This is a genomic window from Pauljensenia sp. UMB6358, assembly GCF_030216865.1.
GTDB classification, from domain to species: domain Bacteria; phylum Actinomycetota; class Actinomycetes; order Actinomycetales; family Actinomycetaceae; genus Pauljensenia; species Pauljensenia turicensis_A.
The window spans coordinates 195,146-213,437 of sequence record NZ_JASOMS010000001.1; the positions used below are offsets into that span (position 1 = coordinate 195,146).

Annotated in this window: 16 protein-coding genes; 12 read left to right on the forward strand and 4 right to left on the reverse strand. The window is 56.0% G+C overall.

Annotation, left to right across the window (positions count from 1 at the left end):
- The first annotated feature begins 538 nt into the window (after positions 1–538).
- Both QP381_RS00930 and QP381_RS00935 read left to right on the forward strand, forming a co-directional pair.
- Positions 539–973: a sigma-70 family RNA polymerase sigma factor gene (locus tag QP381_RS00930; protein ID WP_103632609.1), complete on the forward strand. Its 435-nt coding sequence runs from the start codon at positions 539–541 to the stop codon at positions 971–973.
- Positions 974–977: 4 nt separating this feature from the next.
- Positions 978–1,112 (forward strand): helix-turn-helix domain-containing protein, encoded by a 135-nt coding sequence (locus QP381_RS00935; protein ID WP_219810934.1) that lies wholly within the window; start codon positions 978–980, stop codon positions 1,110–1,112.
- On the opposite strand, the gene QP381_RS00940 is transcribed toward QP381_RS00935, so the two are convergent.
- The 4 genes from QP381_RS00940 to glnA all read right to left on the reverse strand — a co-directional run bounded on the left by QP381_RS00940 (position 1,105) and on the right by glnA (position 7,199).
- The gene (locus QP381_RS00940) at positions 1,105–1,839 is read right to left on the reverse strand and encodes an SDR family oxidoreductase (RefSeq protein WP_285067410.1); all 735 of its coding nucleotides are present in this window, start codon (positions 1,837–1,839) and stop codon (positions 1,105–1,107) included. The two genes, QP381_RS00935 and QP381_RS00940, sit on opposite strands and share 8 nt — an antisense overlap.
- Positions 1,836–3,755, reverse strand: a complete 1,920-nt coding sequence (locus QP381_RS00945) for an AMP-dependent synthetase/ligase (RefSeq protein WP_103632611.1) — start codon at positions 3,753–3,755, stop codon at positions 1,836–1,838. Before QP381_RS00945 ends, QP381_RS00940 begins: the two co-directional genes overlap by 4 nt.
- Complete coding sequence (locus QP381_RS00950; protein WP_103632612.1) at positions 3,752–5,569, reverse strand: AMP-dependent synthetase/ligase; 1,818 nt, start codon at positions 5,567–5,569, stop codon at positions 3,752–3,754. Before QP381_RS00950 ends, QP381_RS00945 begins: the two co-directional genes overlap by 4 nt.
- 205 nt (positions 5,570–5,774) lie before the next feature.
- Positions 5,775–7,199 carry a type I glutamate--ammonia ligase gene (glnA, locus tag QP381_RS00955; protein ID WP_006681061.1) on the reverse strand — a complete coding sequence of 475 codons (1,425 nt, stop codon included), beginning with the start codon at positions 7,197–7,199 and terminating at the stop codon, positions 5,775–5,777.
- Positions 7,200–7,725: 526 nt separating this feature from the next.
- Between glnA and uvrC the strand changes: the two genes are divergently transcribed.
- The 10 genes from uvrC to QP381_RS09640 all read left to right on the forward strand — a co-directional run bounded on the left by uvrC (position 7,726) and on the right by QP381_RS09640 (position 18,038).
- Positions 7,726–9,738 (forward strand): excinuclease ABC subunit UvrC, encoded by a 2,013-nt coding sequence (uvrC, locus tag QP381_RS00965; protein ID WP_103632613.1) that lies wholly within the window; start codon positions 7,726–7,728, stop codon positions 9,736–9,738.
- A gap of 114 nt (positions 9,739–9,852) precedes the next feature.
- Positions 9,853–11,079 carry a formate-dependent phosphoribosylglycinamide formyltransferase gene (gene purT, locus QP381_RS00970; protein WP_103632614.1) on the forward strand — a complete coding sequence of 409 codons (1,227 nt, stop codon included), beginning with the start codon at positions 9,853–9,855 and terminating at the stop codon, positions 11,077–11,079.
- A gap of 19 nt (positions 11,080–11,098) precedes the next feature.
- The gene (gene rapZ / locus QP381_RS00975) at positions 11,099–12,046 is read left to right on the forward strand and encodes an RNase adapter RapZ (RefSeq protein ID WP_006681057.1); all 948 of its coding nucleotides are present in this window, start codon (positions 11,099–11,101) and stop codon (positions 12,044–12,046) included.
- Entirely contained in the window at positions 12,047–13,051 is a 1,005-nt protein-coding gene (locus QP381_RS00980; RefSeq protein WP_285067414.1) for a gluconeogenesis factor YvcK family protein, read from the forward strand.
- A gap of 22 nt (positions 13,052–13,073) precedes the next feature.
- The gene (whiA, locus tag QP381_RS00985) at positions 13,074–14,057 is read left to right on the forward strand and encodes a DNA-binding protein WhiA (RefSeq protein WP_006681055.1); all 984 of its coding nucleotides are present in this window, start codon (positions 13,074–13,076) and stop codon (positions 14,055–14,057) included.
- Positions 14,058–14,255: 198 nt separating this feature from the next.
- Positions 14,256–15,263 (forward strand): type I glyceraldehyde-3-phosphate dehydrogenase, encoded by a 1,008-nt coding sequence (gap, locus tag QP381_RS00990; protein ID WP_195224391.1) that lies wholly within the window; start codon positions 14,256–14,258, stop codon positions 15,261–15,263.
- A gap of 124 nt (positions 15,264–15,387) precedes the next feature.
- A complete protein-coding gene (locus tag QP381_RS00995; RefSeq protein WP_006681053.1) occupies positions 15,388–16,578 on the forward strand; it encodes a phosphoglycerate kinase in 1,191 nt (396 codons plus the stop codon).
- Positions 16,579–16,581: 3 nt separating this feature from the next.
- Entirely contained in the window at positions 16,582–17,358 is a 777-nt protein-coding gene (gene tpiA, locus QP381_RS01000) for a triose-phosphate isomerase (RefSeq protein WP_006681052.1), read from the forward strand.
- 144 nt (positions 17,359–17,502) lie between these two features.
- Positions 17,503–17,748, forward strand: a complete 246-nt coding sequence (gene secG, locus QP381_RS01005; protein WP_006681051.1) for a preprotein translocase subunit SecG — start codon at positions 17,503–17,505, stop codon at positions 17,746–17,748.
- Between the two features lie 212 nt (positions 17,749–17,960).
- Positions 17,961–18,038, forward strand: coding sequence for an IS1/IS1595 family N-terminal zinc-binding domain-containing protein (locus QP381_RS09640; RefSeq protein WP_424133818.1), 78 nt, complete (start codon positions 17,961–17,963; stop codon positions 18,036–18,038).
- Positions 18,039–18,292 lie beyond the last annotated feature (254 nt).

Genomic DNA, 18,292 nt, shown 5'->3' on the forward strand with positions numbered 1-18,292 from the left:
AACAGTTATGCGTAGAGTTGAGAAATTTATTGGATGATGCCTGATCGCGGTTTCTTTGCTGGCTTGTATTGCCTGCTCCGGCTTCGATAGGTTAAGTGATAACCTCAAAGACAGAGCAGAGCAGACATATTTTCATGCGCGTATGAAGCGGCGGCTTTGATTTTCAGAGCCGCCGCTGATGACCTGCAAGGGCGCGGTAGCCGATTGGAGGTTAATTTGCCGTATCCTTCTTCTTATTTCGCAGTATCCATGATCTGCACCAGTTAAAAAGCGTAGCCCCTCCGTTGGAGTTGTACGGCTTTGGATATGAACTATACCATGTATAGCAATCATCTTTATAAAACATTTCTGCGCCCAGCAGGTCCATTGCGACTTGCTGGGCGCTTTTGCTGTTTTCCGAAGACAAGCCCACTTCGAAAAAATTTTTTAAGAAATTTTCAAAAAGGAGGCTTTTAGCGGGTAGCGAGCGGCTTTGCGTTCGCCTTGTTAGCGGAAAGGGAGAAACCCACCTCATTCCCCCAGGAAAGGGGGGGGAAAGATGGATGTGATCCCCCGCAATGACTATGGCGAGCGGTGCCAGTTTGATGCTTACTGCAAGCTTGTACTATACCATGAGGCAATCGACTACCTCCGGGAAATGCAGAGGCGCCGTGACAGGGAACTGTCATTCAGCGACCTTCCACAAATGGAGATGGACAAGCTCTGCGTTGTAGATCATTACCCCAGTGACAGATTTACATTCTCGTCCCACGGGTATGACCTGCATATCGAAAACGAGCTTGTGGCTGATGCCTTCGCCGGTTTGTCCGTTCAGGAGCAGAGTATTTTGATTCCGCATTTTGTTCTGGACTTGCCGGATCAGGAGGTTGGCCGCCTTGTTGGAATGTCTTGCAGCGCCGTTCAGCGGCGAAGGGCAAAATCATTGACCGAGCGGCGGATCAAGTTGGCCGCACTCATGCCGAAGGGAGGTTGAAGGTATGAAGAAACCCACTTACAAGGGCAAGGAGCTTCTTCCTCTTTCGGTGATTGACGCCGCCCGTGACGGGGACTCTCAGGCTGTGGATCAGGTACTCCGGTATTATGAGGGTTTCGTAGCGAAGAAACTCAGATAGACGGGTTGGTTTTCTTCGCTTCGGTCGTTCGAATGTGTAGCTCGTCGACATTCGTCGAGGCTGGCATATCGACGGCAAGACGCACAGTCTTCGCAACATCAAAAGCACGCATGTGATCATCAGGGTTGTAGGTCTTGCCAGCCTGAGCCTGCATAGCGACCTGCATATCAGTATCGATACGTCCAGGGTGAATAGCGACAACGCGAACCCGGCCACGTTCAGCTTCACGCAGACAATCGGTGAAAGAACGCAATGCCCACTTCGAGACCGTGTACGCAGCATCAGAGGGATAGATGCGCACACCAGCACCGGAGTTGATGACAACGACCGTGCCGCAATTCTCGCGTAGCTTCGGCAGACACATCCGTGTCAGGTCAGCGGCAGCAATGACGTTGGTTTCCAAAACCCAGCGCCAATCGTCGCGAGTCGTGTCATCAAGCGTCGCCTTCTTGCCAACACCAGCATTGTTGACGAGGACATTGAGACGCCCCACTGTGGCCAACACGTCCGAAAGAGCTTGGGCGGCCTCGTCCTCATTCGTCAGATCGGCGACAAAGGGGGAAGCATCACCCAACTCGTCGACCACGCGACCTACTGCTTCGGCTGATCGTCCGCCAACGATGACGTGATGCGTCTTCGCCAGTTCAACGGCAATCGCATGTCCGAGGCCACGAGTGGCACCGGTGACCAGAGCGACTGGGCGATCGGACGATACTGTAGCGGTCATCGCGCGTCTCCATTCTGAGTTGTGTCGGAGTAGAGTGCATCGACCTCGTGGGCAAAGTCGCGCAGAACGACGTTGCGCTTCAGCTTCTGGGACGGGGTCATGTAGCCGTTCTCGACTGTGAATTCGGCGTTGACGATGCGATATCGGCGGATCGATTCTGCGCGCGACACCTTTTCATTCGCTCGAGCAATCGCCTTTTCGAGCGATTTACGCACGACCGGAAGGTTCGCAGCAGATGCTGTATCTACAACATCCTGTCCCTTCGATGCGAGCCACATCGGGAGCATTTCAGCATCCAAGGTGATGAGTGCTCCAATGTACGGGCGAGCATCACCGACAACAACCACGCTCGAAATCAACGGGTGTGTTTGCAAGGAATCTTCCAAAACCTCGGGCGAAACATTCTTACCACCCGCGGTGACAATCAATTCCTTCTTACGGCCCGTAATACGCAGGTGGCCCGTTTCGTCGATAGCACCCAAATCACCGGACTTGAACCAGCCATCAACGAAGGAGGCTTGAGTTTCCTCCGGCAGGTTGTGATAGCCCTTCATGACGCTGACACCCTTCATCAGGATCTCACCGTCGTCATCGATACGAATCGTGTTACCCGGCCAGGGGAAGCCCACCGAATCCGGCGGGAAGTCCGAGGGCCATTCGACGGCAATCGGCCCAGTCGACTCCGACAGACCGTAGCCCTGCAGAAGGGTAATACCAAGGCCACGGTAGAAGTGAGCAAGGTCAGCTGCCAGGGGAGCGCCACCGCAAATGATCGTGTGGAGGTTCGGGCCAAGCACTGACTTCACCTTGCGCAGAGCCAGAGCATCGGCAACACGTAGGCGAGACTTCAACGCAAAGGAAGGACCGGGAGAAGGGGCTGCAGACGCTGAAGGAATCTGAGTTGTGTGGCTGGTCGGAGCGCCTACGGCCGAGGTCTGTTCGATTTCAGGAGCCTTCGTGTATGCGGTCGCATGCGACAGTTGTTTCGCCTGGTTTGCTGCCCATGAGAAAAGCGAGCCCTTGATACCGCCACCGGCCTTCGCGGTTGCAGCGTTGTACACCTTCTCCAGAACACGAGGCACGACAAGGAGCATAGTGGGCTTGAAGGTCGAAATGTCCGTCAGCAGGTTACGCATATCCGGAACGAACGCGACGCGTCCCTGACCGCCAAGCAACGCGTACATGACGAAGCGTGCCAGAGAGTGCGCGACGGGCAGGAAGAGCAGTGAGCGCGACTTTGGAGAATTGATGAGGTCCGGGAGGAAGTCGTAGGCCTGAATGGCAGAAGAAATGAAGTTTCCGTGCGTCAGCTCAATGCCCTTTGGGCGACCCGTTGTCCCCGAGGTGTAGATGATCGTTGCAACGTCGTGAAGTTTACGGAGCTCAAGGCGTTCGTTGACCTGTTCGAGCCTCACGCCTTTAGCAGCAGCGAGAATTGTGCGCTCGGCGCCTTTATCGAGCGACATGATGGTCACGTTATCGCGTGCAACCGAACGGACAAGGTCTGCCTGTTGCGTTGTTGCCGTGACAACAATCGTCACTTCAGAGTCGACAAGGATGTGTTCGATCTGTGCTGCAGAATCTGTTTCATAGATCGGAACCGTGACTGCGCCACAGCTGAGCGCTGCGAGGTCAATAAGCGCCCATTCGAACGACGTGGGCGCAAGAATGGCAAGATGCGCGCCCGGTTGCAGGCCAAGGCCGATCATGCCACGTGCCGTATCGTCGATACGGCGAACGAACTCATTGATCGTCATCGGACGCCACTGACCAACGCCGTTTCGGCGTTCAATCGCCACTTGATTCGGGTGGTCAATTGCGCGCTGTCGGATCATCTTGGGCAGGTTCCAGTCAGGATCGGCTACGCGAGTAGCAGGATTATCCCATGTTGATGCGTCAACGTGGATCAATGTCATTTCTTTTGCCCTTCGGCGTAGAGTGCGTCGACCTCGTGAGCGAAGTCTTTGATCACAGCATGGCGACGAAGCTTCAGCGACGGAGTCATATATCCATTTTCCACCGTAAACGTCTGATCGATGATCCTCAACCGCCGAATGGACTCTGCGCGCGACACCCTTTTGTTTGCACGCGTGACTGCCTTCTCCAAGGAATCGCGTACTTCTGGCATATCCGCAGCCTGTGCGGCGTCCACAATCGGAAGACCGTGATTCTTCAGCCATGTGGGCAACATATCGGAATCGAGGGTGATCAGCGCGCCAATGTAGGGGCGAGCATCACCGACGACAACAATATGTGCGATCAGCGGGTGGGTGATCAGCTGTTCTTCGAGGACCTCGGGCGAAACATTCTTTCCACCGGCGGTGACGATCAATTCCTTCTTACGGCCGGTGATTGATACTCCGAGGTTCTTATCCACGGTGCCAAGGTCACCTGTACGGAACCATCCGTCAATAAAAGAGTCTGCGGTCGCGTCGGAGAGATTGTAGTACCCCGACATCACCGAAACGCCTTTCAGAAGAATCTCGCCGTCATCAGCGATCTTGACGTAATTACCAGGCAGAACGGGGCCGACATAACCAGACGGGTGGTTATTCAGTAGCTGGACACATGCGGGACCGGTCGTTTCAGAAAGACCGTAGCCCTGCAGCACCTTCAGGCCGAGGCCACCGAAAAACTGTGCAAGATCCGATGCAAGCGGGGCTCCGCCGGACACGATGTACTTCAGGTTCGGGCCCAGGATCTCACGAATCTTCTTCAGAACCAGAGTGTCAGCAACCGAGTGGCGCACGCGCTTCAACGGCGATGGGCCAAGCGTCTTTTCTTTCGAAGTTGCCCACGACCTTGCCTGCTTGGCGGACCAGGAGAAAATCTTGCCTTTAATGCCCTTACCGGCCTTCGCGGCTGCGGAGTTGTAGACCTTTTCCAGGACGCGCGGGACAACCAACAACACGGAGGGCTTGAATGAGGCAATGTCGGGAAGCAGGTTCTTAATGTCGGGGGAGAATCCGAGTGTTCCTTGGCCGGAGATCACCACGTGCATGACGAAGCGAGCGAGTACGTGTGCCACGGGAAGGAACAGAAGCAGGCGGGTGTCGGGGGAGTCAATGACCGCTCCGAGTACCTGTCGAGTTGCGTAGGCTGTGCCGACAAAGTTGGCGTGAGTCAGGCAGACACCCTTCGGCATGCCGGTTGTTCCCGACGTGTAAATGATGGTTGCCAGATCACTGCTCTTGATTTTGATACGGCGTGCTTCAACTTCTGAAGCCTCGATGCCGAGCGCAGCTGTAGCGATATTGCGCATGGCGCCACGGTCAATGGAATCAATGAAGCGAACGTTGGGAGTACGGACGCTTTCCACAAGTTCCGCCTGCTGGCTGGTCTGGGTGAAGACCTGAATAACCTTCGCGTCGGTCAGGATGTGTTCGATTTGAGCAGCAGAGTCTGATTCGTAAATGGGAACGGTGATAGCTCCGATAGACAGGATGGCATAGTCCAGTAGCATCCATTCATACGAGGTTGATGAAAGGATCGCGACGGCATCGCCGGGGTGAATGCCCTGGCCGATCAAGCCGCGAGCCACATCGTTGACTTGAGCAAGAAGCTCTTCGGCGGTCACCGGTTGGGGAAGACCAACGGGAGTGCGCTGTTCGACGGCGACCTGTTTGGGGTGCTTCTGAGCACGCGCAATCAAGAGTGAGGATACTGATTCGTGTGCCCCAACCTTGAACTTTGGTTTCACTGTGAATGAGCCGTCGCGTAGCTTTTTCATGGATTCCTCCCGTGGTCGCGAACTTATTTCAATTCTTTTATTAACTTGAGCCTACCTACATCTCCTTCAACTAGTGTGCGACCCTCCGGTTTTGGGTGGCGTTTGATTGCTCACGATTCGCGCGGTGGTGTGTATGACAATGTGTATGACAAAAGGCCCCGCCGATCCGAAAACGGATGAGCGGGGCCTCCCTCAAGTACTCGGCTCAGAGATCGAAGTACATGTGATACTCGTAGGGGTGTGGGTACACGCGCATAGGAGCGACCTCGTTCGCCTCCTTGTAGTCGAGCCATGTGTCGATGAGGTCCTGGGTGAAGACGTCGCCTTCAGTGAGGAACTCATGGTCGTTGCTCAGGGCCTCAAGGGCTGCTTCGAGTGAGCTCGGGAGCTTCGTGATGTCCTGGTATTCAGCCGGCGGAAGCTCGTAGAGATCCTTATCGATTGGGGCAGCAGGCTCAATACGACGCTTGATGCCGTCGATGCCGGCCATCAGGCAGGCCGCGAAAGACAGGTACGGGTTGGCCGACGGGTCCGGGACACGGTATTCGACGCGCTTCGCCTTCGGGGACGTACCTGTAACAGGAATGCGGATACATGCCGAGCGGTTACGCGCCGAGTACACCAGGTTAATCGGGGCTTCGAAGCCGGGAACCAAGCGACGGAAAGAATTGACCGACGGGTTCGTGAAAGCAAGCAGTGCCGGAGCGTGTTCAAGCAGACCTCCGATGAACCAACGAGCAGTGTCGGAGAGTGAACCGTAGCCTCGTTCGTCGTAGAACAGCGGCTCGCCGTTCTTCCAGAGCGAAAGGTGGGTGTGCATACCCGAACCGTTGTCACCGAACAGTGGCTTCGGCATGAAGGTTGCCGTGTGGTCAAAGTCAAGAGCGGTGTTCTTGATGACGTACTTGAACTTCATCATGTCGTCCGCAGCCTTTTGCAGGGTTGCGAAACGGTAGTTGATTTCCTGCTGACCACCGGAACCAACCTCGTGGTGAGCGCGCTCAATCTTCAGGCCGACTGCGGCAAGGTTGCGAACCATTTCATCGCGGATATCCGCGTACTGGTCCTGGGGTGAAACAGGGAAGTAGCCGCCCTTAACGCCAACCTTGTATCCGCGGTTGCCGCCTTCTTCTTGCCGGCCTGTGTTCCACCATGCTTCGGGGGAGTCAACCTTGAAGAACGTTGAGTTCGGCTTGACCTCGTAACGGACATCGTTGAAGAGATAGAACTCAGCTTCGGCGCCGATGAAGCATTCGTCAGCGATACCGGTGGAACGTAGGTAGGCCTCAGCCTTGGCTGCAACCTGACGAGGATCGCGAGAGAAGGGCTCGTCGGTGAAGGGGTCAACGATCGAGAAATTGACGACGAGAGTCTTGGCGACGCGGAAAGGGTCGACGAATGCTGACGTGATGTCGGGGATGAGCTTCATGTCAGACTCGTGAATAGCAGTGAAACCGCGCACGGACGATCCGTCGAACATCAAACCATTCTCAAGGGCGTCGTCAATGAACTCCTGTGCAGGAATTGTGAAGTGCTGCTGGACGCCGGGAACGTCGCAGAAGCGAACATCAACAAATTCAATGTCCTGTTCAGTAATAAACGAAACAACCTCTTCGGAGGTGGTGAACATAAGGTGTCCTTCCATCGCACGTTATTAATGCGTTGATGCCAAGACGTTTGGTAAAAACTTTGCCAAACAACCGCTAAATAGATGGTATTACATAGCGTTTCATGCGCGAAAAAGATTGTCCGAAATGTGGCGCATTTGTCCTGTTTGTGGCGTGAATTCTCCAAGATGAGCCCGTTCTTTCCACAAGTGTTTACTATTACTTTGCAATTGTGGAATAGATGCATTTTCGACGCGAGAAGACATCATGAGTGCTCGAGTGCGTGAACAACGCGCCAGTGGTCTCTATGATCCGGCGAATAAACACGATGCGTGCAGTGGCAACGGTTGAAACGATTGCTCGTGAAGAGGGGCTGCGCGTTCTGGCGTGGCGAGACGTTCCGGTCGAAGATGGTGTTTCATTCCTCGTTCTTTCTGACCGTGAAACAAACGCTGAAATGGCGCCAATCCCGTCACTTCTGGCTACTGCAGCTGTCCATCATCATCTTCTGCGTCGGCATACGCGCACCCAGGTACGTACACTATTCAGGTGGCCGACCCGTCAACGTACCGTCCGAAAACCGGTGATATTCCTTCGTCACCGGGCGTCTATCGTTTTTCCGATAAAGACGGTCGAGTTATCTATGTCGGTAAAGCAAAGAACCTTCGTAATCGTCTGACGAACTATTTCCAGGATCCAGGCAATCTTCACCCTCGTACGCGCCAAATGGTGTTTACGGCGACGCACGTTCAATGGACCGTTGTTCGTAGCGAAATTGAAGCCCTGACGCTTGAATTCACGTGGATCAAAGAGTTTAATCCACAGTTCAACGTCATGTTTAAGGACGATAAGTCCTATCCTTACTTGGCTGTGACCATGGGGGAGAGATACCCCCGCGTTCATGTCACGCGTCAGGCGAAACGTGCCGGAACGCGTTACTACGGCCCGTATACGCAGGTGTGGGCGATTCGTGAAACGATCGATTTGCTCTCACGTATCTACCCCGTGCGTACGTGCACCCCGGGAGTTTTTCAGCGTGCGAAAGCCCAAAAGCGAGCCTGTCTTCTGGCGCATATCGACAAGTGTTCTGCTCCCTGTATCGGTGCGATTAGCGAAGAAGATCATCGTCAGCTTGCGCAGAATTACTGCGATTTCATGGAGGGGAAGACCGGTCCCATTGTCCGTGAGTTGAAAGAACGGATGAAAGAATCCGCAGCGAACCTTGACTTTGAAACTGCCGCGAAGACCCGCGACGACCTGAAAGCGATTGAGAACGTTCTGGAAAAGAACGTTGTTGTCCTCGATGATGGTACAGACGCTGATGTCTTCGCGCTTGTTGCTGATGAACTCGATGCTGCTGTCCACGTTTTCTTCGTTCGTGGTGGTCGTATCCGTGGCACGCGAGGATGGGTGATCGATCGCGTCGATGGTGCAGATGAGCAGGTCTTGATGGCTCGTTTGCTTGAACAGGTCTACTCGCAGCTTCCTCCTTCTGATCCGAGCACCCCGACAAGGCGCGAGAAGGTCAAAAAGAAGTCGGTTGACGACATCGCACACACTCCAACGTCGGCGATTCCGCACGAAGTTTTCGTCTCGATCGAGCCGGACAACAAGCAAATGATTGCGTCCTGGCTGAGTGAAGTGCGAGGGGCGTCCGTGCGCATTCACGTGCCCTCGCGCGGTCCGAAAGCCCAGCTGATGGAAACGGTGCGTGAGAACGCTCGCCAAGCGCTGGAACTCCATCAGACCAAGCGAGCAGGCGATCTGACTGTTCGTTCCCAAGCACTTGAAGAACTGGCTGAAAACCTCGGACTGGATGCTGCCCCGTTGCGCATTGAGTGCTACGACATCTCGCACACCATGGGTACCCACCAGGTCGGTTCCATGGTCGTCTTCGAAGACGGCGCTCCGCGTAAAGACGCTTATCGGACATTCAATATTCGAGGCACAGATGGCAACGGTACCCCCGATGATACGTCCGCGATGGACGAGGTTCTGCGCAGGCGTTTCTCCCGTCTGCTTGCAGAAGAAGCAGGGGTTGCCGGTGAAGACGATGAGGGCGTCGCCTTCGAGTCCGGTCCGATTGATTCACTCACAGGAAAGCCACGCAGGTTTTCTTATCGGCCCGACCTTGTGGTCGTCGACGGTGGTCTGCCTCAGGTGAATGCAGCGCGTACTGCACTCGATGATCTTGGCGTCGACATTCCTCTTGTGGGATTGGCTAAGCGTCTTGAAGAAGTCTGGATTCCCGGCGACGAATTTCCAATGATCTTCCCGCGCGGCTCGTCTGCCCTCCACTTGCTGCAGTACCTGCGCGATGAATCCCACCGATTCGCAATTACGAAGCACCGTAAGCGTCGAACGAAAGCACTAACGAGGTCCGCCCTTGACGCCATTGAAGGCGTCGGCCCCGCGCGGCAATCAGCGCTACTCACGCGATTCGGATCAGTGAAAAAGCTTCGCGAAGCAAGCGTCGACGAAGTAGCTTCGGTGCCCGGCATTGGCTCAGTGCTTGCTCAATCGATCCTCGAAGCACTGAATCCACAGTCCGAACACGCCTGATCGGCCTCGTGATACTTTCGTTCAGTCGCCCGAGTCAAACGTGAGCACACCCGCACACGCGCGCTTTGGTCCACTAACCTGAAGAAAACTCAATTCACCAACGGGGAGCACACTATGACGCCGGCGTTTCATCTTCCGTGTCGCGTTTTGTTGCTGGGTAGCGGAGAACTAGGAAAAGAAGTCACAATCTGTCTGAAACGCTACGGCGTATACGTGATTGCTGTAGATGTCTACCCGGTAGCTCCCGCGATGCAGGTCGCCGACGAGTACGCGGTTCTCGATATGTCGGATGATGACGAGCTTTTCGCGTTGCTCGACCGGGTGAAACCAGACCTTGTTGTCCCCGAAGTTGAAGCAATCGCCACTGACGCACTGGCAAAGTTTGAAGCAACGCATCAGGACACGCGTATCGTGCCCAACGCATTTGCCGTCCAAGCAACGATGGATCGCAATCGCATTCGTGGCCTTGCTGCGAGCCTCGATGGTGTTGTCACTTCTCAGTTCCGCTTTGCTTCAAGCGCCGATGATATTCGCGAGGCACTGAATCACACCGGCCTGCCTGCTTTCATCAAACCAACAATGTCATCGTCTGGCCACGGACAGTCCCGCATTACCTCCGAGGAACAGGTTAATGAGGCCTGGAATGCGGCTCAGGAAGGCGCCCGCTCTCAAACTGGTGAAGTTATCGTCGAAGAAGAAGTACGGTTCGACTGCGAAATCACGCTTCTGACCGTCCGCTGGTGGAATGGCGAATCGGTCGAAACGTCCTACTGCAGTCCCATCGGACACCGACAGGTCAACGGTGACTATGTTGAATCGTGGCAACCGGCAGCGATTTCGCCACTGGCGCTTGAGCGCTGCCAGGCCATGGCGAAGCTCGTAACAGACGCATTGGCATCCAACGGAGCATCGCCTGCTCTCGGCCTCTTTGGCGTCGAGTTCTTCATCAAGGGCGACGACGTCTGGTTCTCCGAATTATCCCCACGCCCGCACGATACTGGCATGACCACTATGGTGTCCCAAGCACAGTCTGAGTTCGAGCTTCACGTCCGCGCAATCCTCGGCCTGCCCATCGATACGACGCTACGCACACCGGGTGCATCTGCAGTCATCAAATCAACAAAACCCCTCAAACACCCCGAATACCTAGGCGTCGCCGAAGCCTTGTCCAAGGCCGATGGAGTCAGAATATTCGGCAAGCCCGTCACACGAGCCGGTCGTCGAGTCGGCGTTGTTCTGGCAAGCGGTGCCAGCAGCGACCTGGCACGCGAGCGCGCAAATCGAGGAGCCGACGCTATCACGCTTGTTGAAGCAACGTCGCTACCCGGCGAAAACAATTGAAAAGTGCGATAGTTACACCATGACTGACGAACTCGATAACAACCCGCCAACCGTACCTGCAGGCATCCCGTTGCTTGACATGAACAGCCCGGTCGTTGCCCCCATAGCATCGAACGAGGTCCTCATCATCACCGGTGCATCTGGCGCTGGACGTACCGGGGCAGGCAGAGCGCTTGAAGACCTCGACTGGTACGTCGTTGATAACCTGCCACCTTCAATGTTGCCCGCGTTGGTTGGCATGATGTCACCGGCAGGCGGAGGCGTCCACCGTCTGGCAGCAATCGTTGACGTACGCTCACGCACATTCTTTGCCGATCTGACGAAGACGCTGGATCAAATGAGAGAAATGGGTGTCGCCTACCGGGTTATCTTCCTCGAGGCAGACGAACGCACTCTGGTGAAACGCTACGAGTCCAACCGTCGCCCACACCCGTTGCAGGGGCAGAAGACAATCCTGGACGGCATTGAAGCCGAACGACGCATGCTTGCTCCCGTTCGTCGCATCGCAGATGAAGTGATTGACACGTCGAATATGTCCGTCCATGACCTGACGCGTCATATCCGCGATGTCGTTGCGGGAGAGGGCGATCGTCCGCTCCAAATCACAGTTGAATCTTTCGGCTTCAAACGAGGAATCCCGATTGACGCTGATCATGTGCTTGACGTGCGTTTCTTGAAGAACCCGTACTGGGTGGATGAACTCCGTCATCTGACCGGTCGCGATAAGCCGGTTGCGGATTATGTGCTGGATCAGCCCGGAGCTCGACAGTTCGTTGTGTCATATGCGGACCTGCTTGCCCCCATGCTTCAGGGCTACATTAGTGAGCTCAAACCATTCGCAACAATTGCCGTGGGATGTACCGGCGGTCAGCATCGCTCGGTCGCATGTGCGGAACTGATTGCCAACAGGCTTCGTGAAAACGGCTATCCTGTCCGAGTCCACCACCGTGACCTCGGGAGAGAGTAAATGTCATACGTCGATGCAGCAGGTTGGACACTACGCGGAGAAACCGGTCCTTCCGTTGTCGCTCTCGGTGGTGGCCACGGTCTTTCCGTCACTCTGCGCGCTCTTTGTCACATCACGCGATCGCTGACTGCGGTAGTTACCGTCGCCGATGATGGGGGATCATCAGGTCGTCTGCGTCAAGAGATGGAGATCCTGCCACCCGGTGATCTTCGCATGGCTCTTGCTTCTCTCTGCGAAGAAACCGAGTGGGGTCTGACGTGGCGCGATGTCCTGCAAACGCGTCTTGAAACAACCGGGCCGTTGAATGGGCACGCTTTAGGTAACCTTTTGATCTCCGGCTTGTGGCAGTTGCTTGACGACCCGGTTGAGGGTCTTGATTGGGTTGGGCGCCTTCTTGGTGCGAGCGGCCGTGTGCTTCCAATGTCCATCGATCCTCTCCAGATCGAAGCGGACATGGATGATGACGGACGTAAGTACACGGTTTCGGGACAGTCGAAGGTGGCGGTTGCACCAGGAACTGTCGAACATATTCGTCTTCTTCCCAAAAGCCCGCGTGTTCCAGCAGAAGTTGGGACGGCGATCGAACAGGCGGATTGGGTTTTGCTTGGTCCTGGCTCGTGGTACACGTCCGTGATTCCGCATGTGTTGGTGCCAGACGTTCACCGTGCACTTGTGACGACCAATGCCCACCGTGCGTTGATCTTGAACCTATCGCGCCAGCGTGGCGAGACAGATCGTATGACCACTGCCGATCATGTTCGCGTGATCCGCGACTATGCTCCAGATTTCAAACTGGATGTGATTATTGCCGATCCAACTGCCATCGATGATGTCGACGACCTTATTGTTGCTTCAGAGGGGGTGGGTGCTCGCGTGCTACTTCGACAGGTTCGTACCGGTGATGGACAACCGCACCACGACCCGCTCCGCCTTGCCGCAGCGCTGAGGGATGCGTTTGACGGCTTCCTTGGAGAAGTCGGCAAAACTGAGACTTGGCTGCCCTGAAGCGACATCTGAGGAAATGAACGTGTCACTAACTACTGATTTAAAAGACGAACTTGCGCGCGTTGCGCCACAAACTCAGTCTGAGATGGCTGCTGAAACCGCTGCGATTCTGCGGTTCGCTGGTGGACTGCACCTTGTTTCCGGCCACATTCTGATCGAAGCAGAACTGGATACCCCCGCAGCGGCGCTCCGTCTTCGCCTGTTTTTGCAGACGCTCTACAACGCTGAATCAACGGTTGTCGTTGTTTCAGGTGGTTCGCTGCGTCGCGGTAAGCGTTTTGTTGTTCGCGTTGTGCATAAGGCTGACGAGCTTGCTCGTATGACCGGTCTTGTCGATTCTCTTCGCCGGCCAGTACGCGGTCTCCCCGCCACCTTAGTAGCGTCGGGGAACGGTGAAGCGGCCGCGGTCTGGCGTGGAGCGTTCCTTGCGCGTGGGTCGCTGATGGAGCCCGGGCGCTCGACTTCGCTGGAAGTGACATGCCCGGGACCCGAGGTTGCGCTTGCTATGGTCGGATGTGCGCGAAAGTTGGGCGCCGCTGCACGTTCGAAAGAAGTACGAGGCACGGACCGCGTCTCTGTCCGCGATTCAGAGGCCATCGGACAACTGATTGGCAAGATGGGTGCCTCCTCTACTCAGAAGACGTGGCAGGACCGTCGAGAGAAGCGCGAAGCCCGCGGATCGGCGAATCGTCTGGCGAACTTTGATGACGCAAACCTGCGTCGTTCTGCGCGTGCTGCTGTAGCCGCGGGAGCCCGACTAGAACGTGCCTTCGAAATCCTCGGCGACGACATTCCGCCTCATCTTCTTGAAGCGGGAACTCTGCGTCTGAAGTACAAGCAGGCGTCCTTGGAGGAACTGGGAAAGCACACGGATCCGCCGTTGACGAAAGATGCTGTTGCCGGTCGTATTCGTCGCCTGCTGGCCATGGCTGACAAGGTTGCTCACGATCGCGGGATTCCGGATACGGAAGCTGCACTCACGATCGAAATGCTCGAGGACGACTGAGGACTTTAGTCCACCTCAAGCCACGAACGTTATTATTGCCACGTAGGGGTTCGTCCACTGAAGGTGCCGTAGACCACCGTGGGGTGTAAATTGGATCTTGCTAGAACCGCAGATAACTGCGGGCCGGATTCGCACAGTGCGGATACCGGTTGCACATTCGAAAACGTGCCCGTGCAGGGCATAAGCAGGAGGACAATAGTGACCACCCGCGTTGGCATCAATGGCTTTGGCCGTATTGGACGCAACTTCTTCCGCGCAGCACTCGAGCAGGGCGCGGACATCGAGATCGTTGCAGTGAACGACCTCACCGACACCAAGACTCTCGCTCACCTTCTCAAGTACGACTCGATTCTCGGTCGTTTCAATGGTGAAGTTTCCTACGACGAGTCCTCCATTATCGTGAACGGCAAGGCCATCAAGGTCCTCGCACAGCGCAACCCGGCCGACCTCCCCTGGGGCGAGCTCGGCGTTGAGGTCGTTGTCGAGTCCACCGGCTTCTTCACCGATGGCACCAAGGCTGTAGCTCACATCGAAGCTGGCGCCAAGAAGGTCGTTATCTCCGCTCCGGCGAAGAATGTTGACGGCACCTTCGTTATGGGCGTGAACCACGAGGATTACGACAACGAAACGATGAACATCGTTTCGAACGCTTCGTGCACCACCAACTGCCTCGCACCGCTGGCCAAGGTTCTCCACCAGGAGTTCGGCATCGTTCGTGGCATCATGACCACCATCCACTCCTACACCGGCGATCAGCGCGTCCTTGACGCACCGCACTCGGACCTCCGTCGTGCACGTGCAGCAGCACTGAACATGATCCCGACCAAGACCGGTGCGGCACAGGCTGTTGCTCTGGTTCTCCCGGAGCTCGCTGGCAAGTTCGACGGCCTCGCAGTCCGCGTTCCCACCCCGACCGGCTCCCTCACCGACCTCACCTTCCAGGCAGAGAAGCCCGTCACCGTTGAATCCCTCAACGCTGCAGTCAAGGCTGCTGCTGAAGGCGAACTCAAGGGCATCCTCGAGTACACCGAAGATCCGATCGTTTCCACCGATATCGTCGGCGATCCGCACTCCTCGATCTTCGATGCATCCGAGACCAAGGTCATCGGCGATCTCGTCAAGGTCCTGTCCTGGTACGACAACGAGTGGGGCTACTCCAACCGCCTCGTCCAGCTGACCGCTCTGGTTGGCTCGAAGCTCGCCTGAATCGCACCTCGTACGCTGTGAGCAGCAAACACTTGCGCCCGCGCACCCCTATGAGGTGTGCGGGCGCTTGTGTACTCACGATTTTCGGGCGGATACTCCGCCCCTTTAATGAAAGGTTGGTTCTATGAGGACCATCGAAACTCTCGGCGAACTGCGTGGCAAGCGCGTTCTGGTTCGTTCTGACTTCAACGTTCCGTTGAAGGACGGTGTCATCACCGATGACGGTCGTATTCGCGCAGCACTGCCGACTCTGAACCTGCTGACCAAGGCTGGCGCCAAGGTTATCATCATGGCTCACCTCGGTCGCCCGAAGGGCAAGGTCGATCCGGCATTCTCGCTGGCACCTGCCGCAGCTCGTCTCGGCGAACTCATCGACGCCCCCGTCAGCCTTGCAGGCGACGTTGTTGGCGAATCCGCCAAGGCTACCGTTGCAGCTCTCGGAGAAGGCGAAATCGCTCTTCTCGAAAACGTCCGCTTCGACGCACGCGAGACCTCCAAGGTTGACGAAGAACGCGAAGAACTGGCCAAGGCATACGCAGAACTCGGCGACGCATTCGTCTCCGATGGCTTCGGTGTTGTGCACCGCAAGCAGGCTTCCGTCTACGACATCGCCAAGCTCGTTCCTTCCGCTTCCGGCCTGTTGGTTCTGAAGGAAATCGAATCCCTGCGCAAGGCAACTGAGAACCCGGAGCGTCCCTACGGTGTCGTCCTCGGCGGTTCCAAGGTTTCTGACAAGCTCGGTGTTATCGCCAACTTGCTGAAGAAGGCTGACCGCCTCTTCATCGGTGGCGGCATGGCCTTCACCTTCCTTGCAGCTCAGGGCTACTCGGTCGGCAAGTCCCTGCTCGAAGCAGACCAGATCGAAACCGTGAAGGGCTACATCGCCGAAGCAGCAGAGCGTGGCGTTGAACTGATCCTCCCGGTCGACGTCGTCGTTGCTCCCGAATTCGCAGCTGACGCACCGGCAACCAACGTTGCTGTCGACGCTATTCCGGATGACCAGATGGGCCTCGATATCGGCGTTGAATCGCAGAAGCTCTTCGCCGAAAAAATTGCATCGGCGAAGACCATCGCATGGAATGGCCCGATGGGCGTCTTCGAATTCCCGGCATTTGCAGCAGGCACCAAGGCAGTTGCTCAGGCACTGTCTGACGGCAATATGTTCTCCGTCATCGGTGGTGGCGACTCTGCAGCTGCAGTTCGTACCCTCGGCTTCGACGAATCCACCTTCTCCCACATTTCCACCGGTGGTGGCGCTTCCCTCGAACTCCTCGAGGGCAAGGTTCTGCCGGGTATTGCAGTTCTGGAGGACTGAAAAATGACACGTACCCCGCTGATGGCCGGCAACTGGAAGATGAACCTCGATCACCTCGAGGCCAATCACCTTGTCCAGGGCCTGGCAATGGAACTGAAGGATCACAACCACGACTACTCCAAGTGTGAGGTCCTGGTTATTCCTCCGTTCACTGACATCCGTACCGTTCAGACTATCGTTGACGCCGATGAACTCGGCATCAAGTACGGTGCACAGGACGTTTCCATCCACGACAACGGTGCATACACCGGTGAAATCTCCACCGCTATGCTCGACAAGCTCGGCTGTACGTACGTCGTCATGGGCCACTCGGAGCGTCGTGAGTACCACAACGAATCCGACGAACTCGTTGGTGCGAAGGCACGGAAGACCCTCGACGCAGGCATGACTCCGATCCTCTGCTGCGGTGAAGCCCTTGAAATCCGCAAGGCCGGCACCCACGTTGAGTTCGTCCTCGGCCAGATCCGCGCAGCACTCGCTGGCTGGTCCGCTGAAGACGTCGCCAAGATCGTCATCGCCTACGAACCCATCTGGGCAATCGGCACTGGCGAAACCGCGACCAGCGAAGATGCACAGGAAGTCTGCGGTGCAATCCGTGCAGCACTGGCTGAAGACTTCGGTGCAGACACCGCTGAAGCAACTCGCGTTCTCTACGGTGGTTCGGCAAAGCCGGGCAACATCAAGGAACTCATGGCTCAGCCCGACATCGATGGTGCACTCATCGGTGGCGCATCGCTGAAGGCTGATTCCTTCGCCGAGATGGCACGCTTCTACGCCTGAGCAATTCTTAACAATTGGCTCTGAAGGGGGAGTCAACCGGCTTGCCGGTTGGCTCCCTCGGGCTTTAACCCGCTAGACTAGCGACAGTTACGTTTCAGCGATGCGCTTACGCGTGTATCGCCTATTCAAGAATCGGATTCAACAGTGACCGCACTCAAAATTACCCTGCTCGTCCTCATCGTGCTGACCAGCCTTTTGCTGACCCTCACGGTCCTTATGCACAAGGGCAAGGGTGGCGGTATCTCCGATATGTTCGGTGGTGGCATTTCGTCTACCGCCGGTTCATCCGGTGTTGCAGAGCGTAACCTGAACCGAATCACCCTCGGCATTTTGATCGTGTGGGTCGTGTGCATCGTTGCCTACGGTCTGATGCAAAAGTGGGTTTTCTGACCCGTTAGTCTTTCGAAAGTTTGGGCTCCAACCGCGCGTGATCTGTCCCCCGGAAGTTGGACTGATTTATTCAGTTTTTCTTCCGGGGGATTTGTATGCATTCGGGTTCTCAGTTGACTGATGACCGGTTGGTGGCGTGGGTGGGTTTGTTTGAGCAGGGGTTTGGTTATAGAGGTTCGGCTAGGCAGGTCGGTGTGGGTCATGGTTGATCCATGGCTAATGTGGCATGCCCTGTTTGTGGGGGTTCAACGGTACGTAACGGGAAAACGCCTGCTGGTCTTCAGCGCTGATACCCGGTGAAGCTGGATCAAGGTCGATTTCGAGCATCTGTTCATACGAAAACGGTGCGTTGTTCGGCAGACGGCATCAACGTCGAGCCCACACACCTTGTGTACACGGGCGTCGGCAAGACCCAACTCCGTATCGCGCATACCGGGATGCCCACCGCGCGAGTGTTCTTTGTCGGTGGCGAACTCTTCAAAGAGAGCGTCGTTATGTGGTGGAACTTCATTGGTTGCGACTACTGAGAAATTGAGCAATTCCG

Excerpts from the sequence above, each read along its gene's own strand:
- QP381_RS00945 (WP_103632611.1), bottom strand. The coding sequence starts at position 3,755 with ATGACATTGATCCACGTTGACGCATCAACATGGGATAATCCTGCTACT.
- QP381_RS00935 (WP_219810934.1), top strand. The coding sequence starts at position 978 with ATGAAGAAACCCACTTACAAGGGCAAGGAGCTTCTTCCTCTTTCGGTG.
- QP381_RS00930 (WP_103632609.1), top strand. The coding sequence starts at position 539 with ATGGATGTGATCCCCCGCAATGACTATGGCGAGCGGTGCCAGTTTGAT.
- QP381_RS00995 (WP_006681053.1), top strand. The coding sequence starts at position 15,388 with ATGAGGACCATCGAAACTCTCGGCGAACTGCGTGGCAAGCGCGTTCTG.
- QP381_RS00980 (WP_285067414.1), top strand. The coding sequence starts at position 12,047 with ATGTCATACGTCGATGCAGCAGGTTGGACACTACGCGGAGAAACCGGT.
- tpiA (WP_006681052.1), top strand. The coding sequence starts at position 16,582 with ATGACACGTACCCCGCTGATGGCCGGCAACTGGAAGATGAACCTCGAT.
- purT (WP_103632614.1), top strand. The coding sequence starts at position 9,853 with ATGACGCCGGCGTTTCATCTTCCGTGTCGCGTTTTGTTGCTGGGTAGC.
- QP381_RS00940 (WP_285067410.1), bottom strand. The coding sequence starts at position 1,839 with ATGACCGCTACAGTATCGTCCGATCGCCCAGTCGCTCTGGTCACCGGT.
- rapZ (WP_006681057.1), top strand. The coding sequence starts at position 11,099 with ATGACTGACGAACTCGATAACAACCCGCCAACCGTACCTGCAGGCATC.
- glnA (WP_006681061.1), bottom strand. The coding sequence starts at position 7,199 with ATGTTCACCACCTCCGAAGAGGTTGTTTCGTTTATTACTGAACAGGAC.
- QP381_RS09640 (WP_424133818.1), top strand. The coding sequence starts at position 17,961 with ATGGCTAATGTGGCATGCCCTGTTTGTGGGGGTTCAACGGTACGTAAC.
- QP381_RS00950 (WP_103632612.1), bottom strand. The coding sequence starts at position 5,569 with ATGAAAAAGCTACGCGACGGCTCATTCACAGTGAAACCAAAGTTCAAG.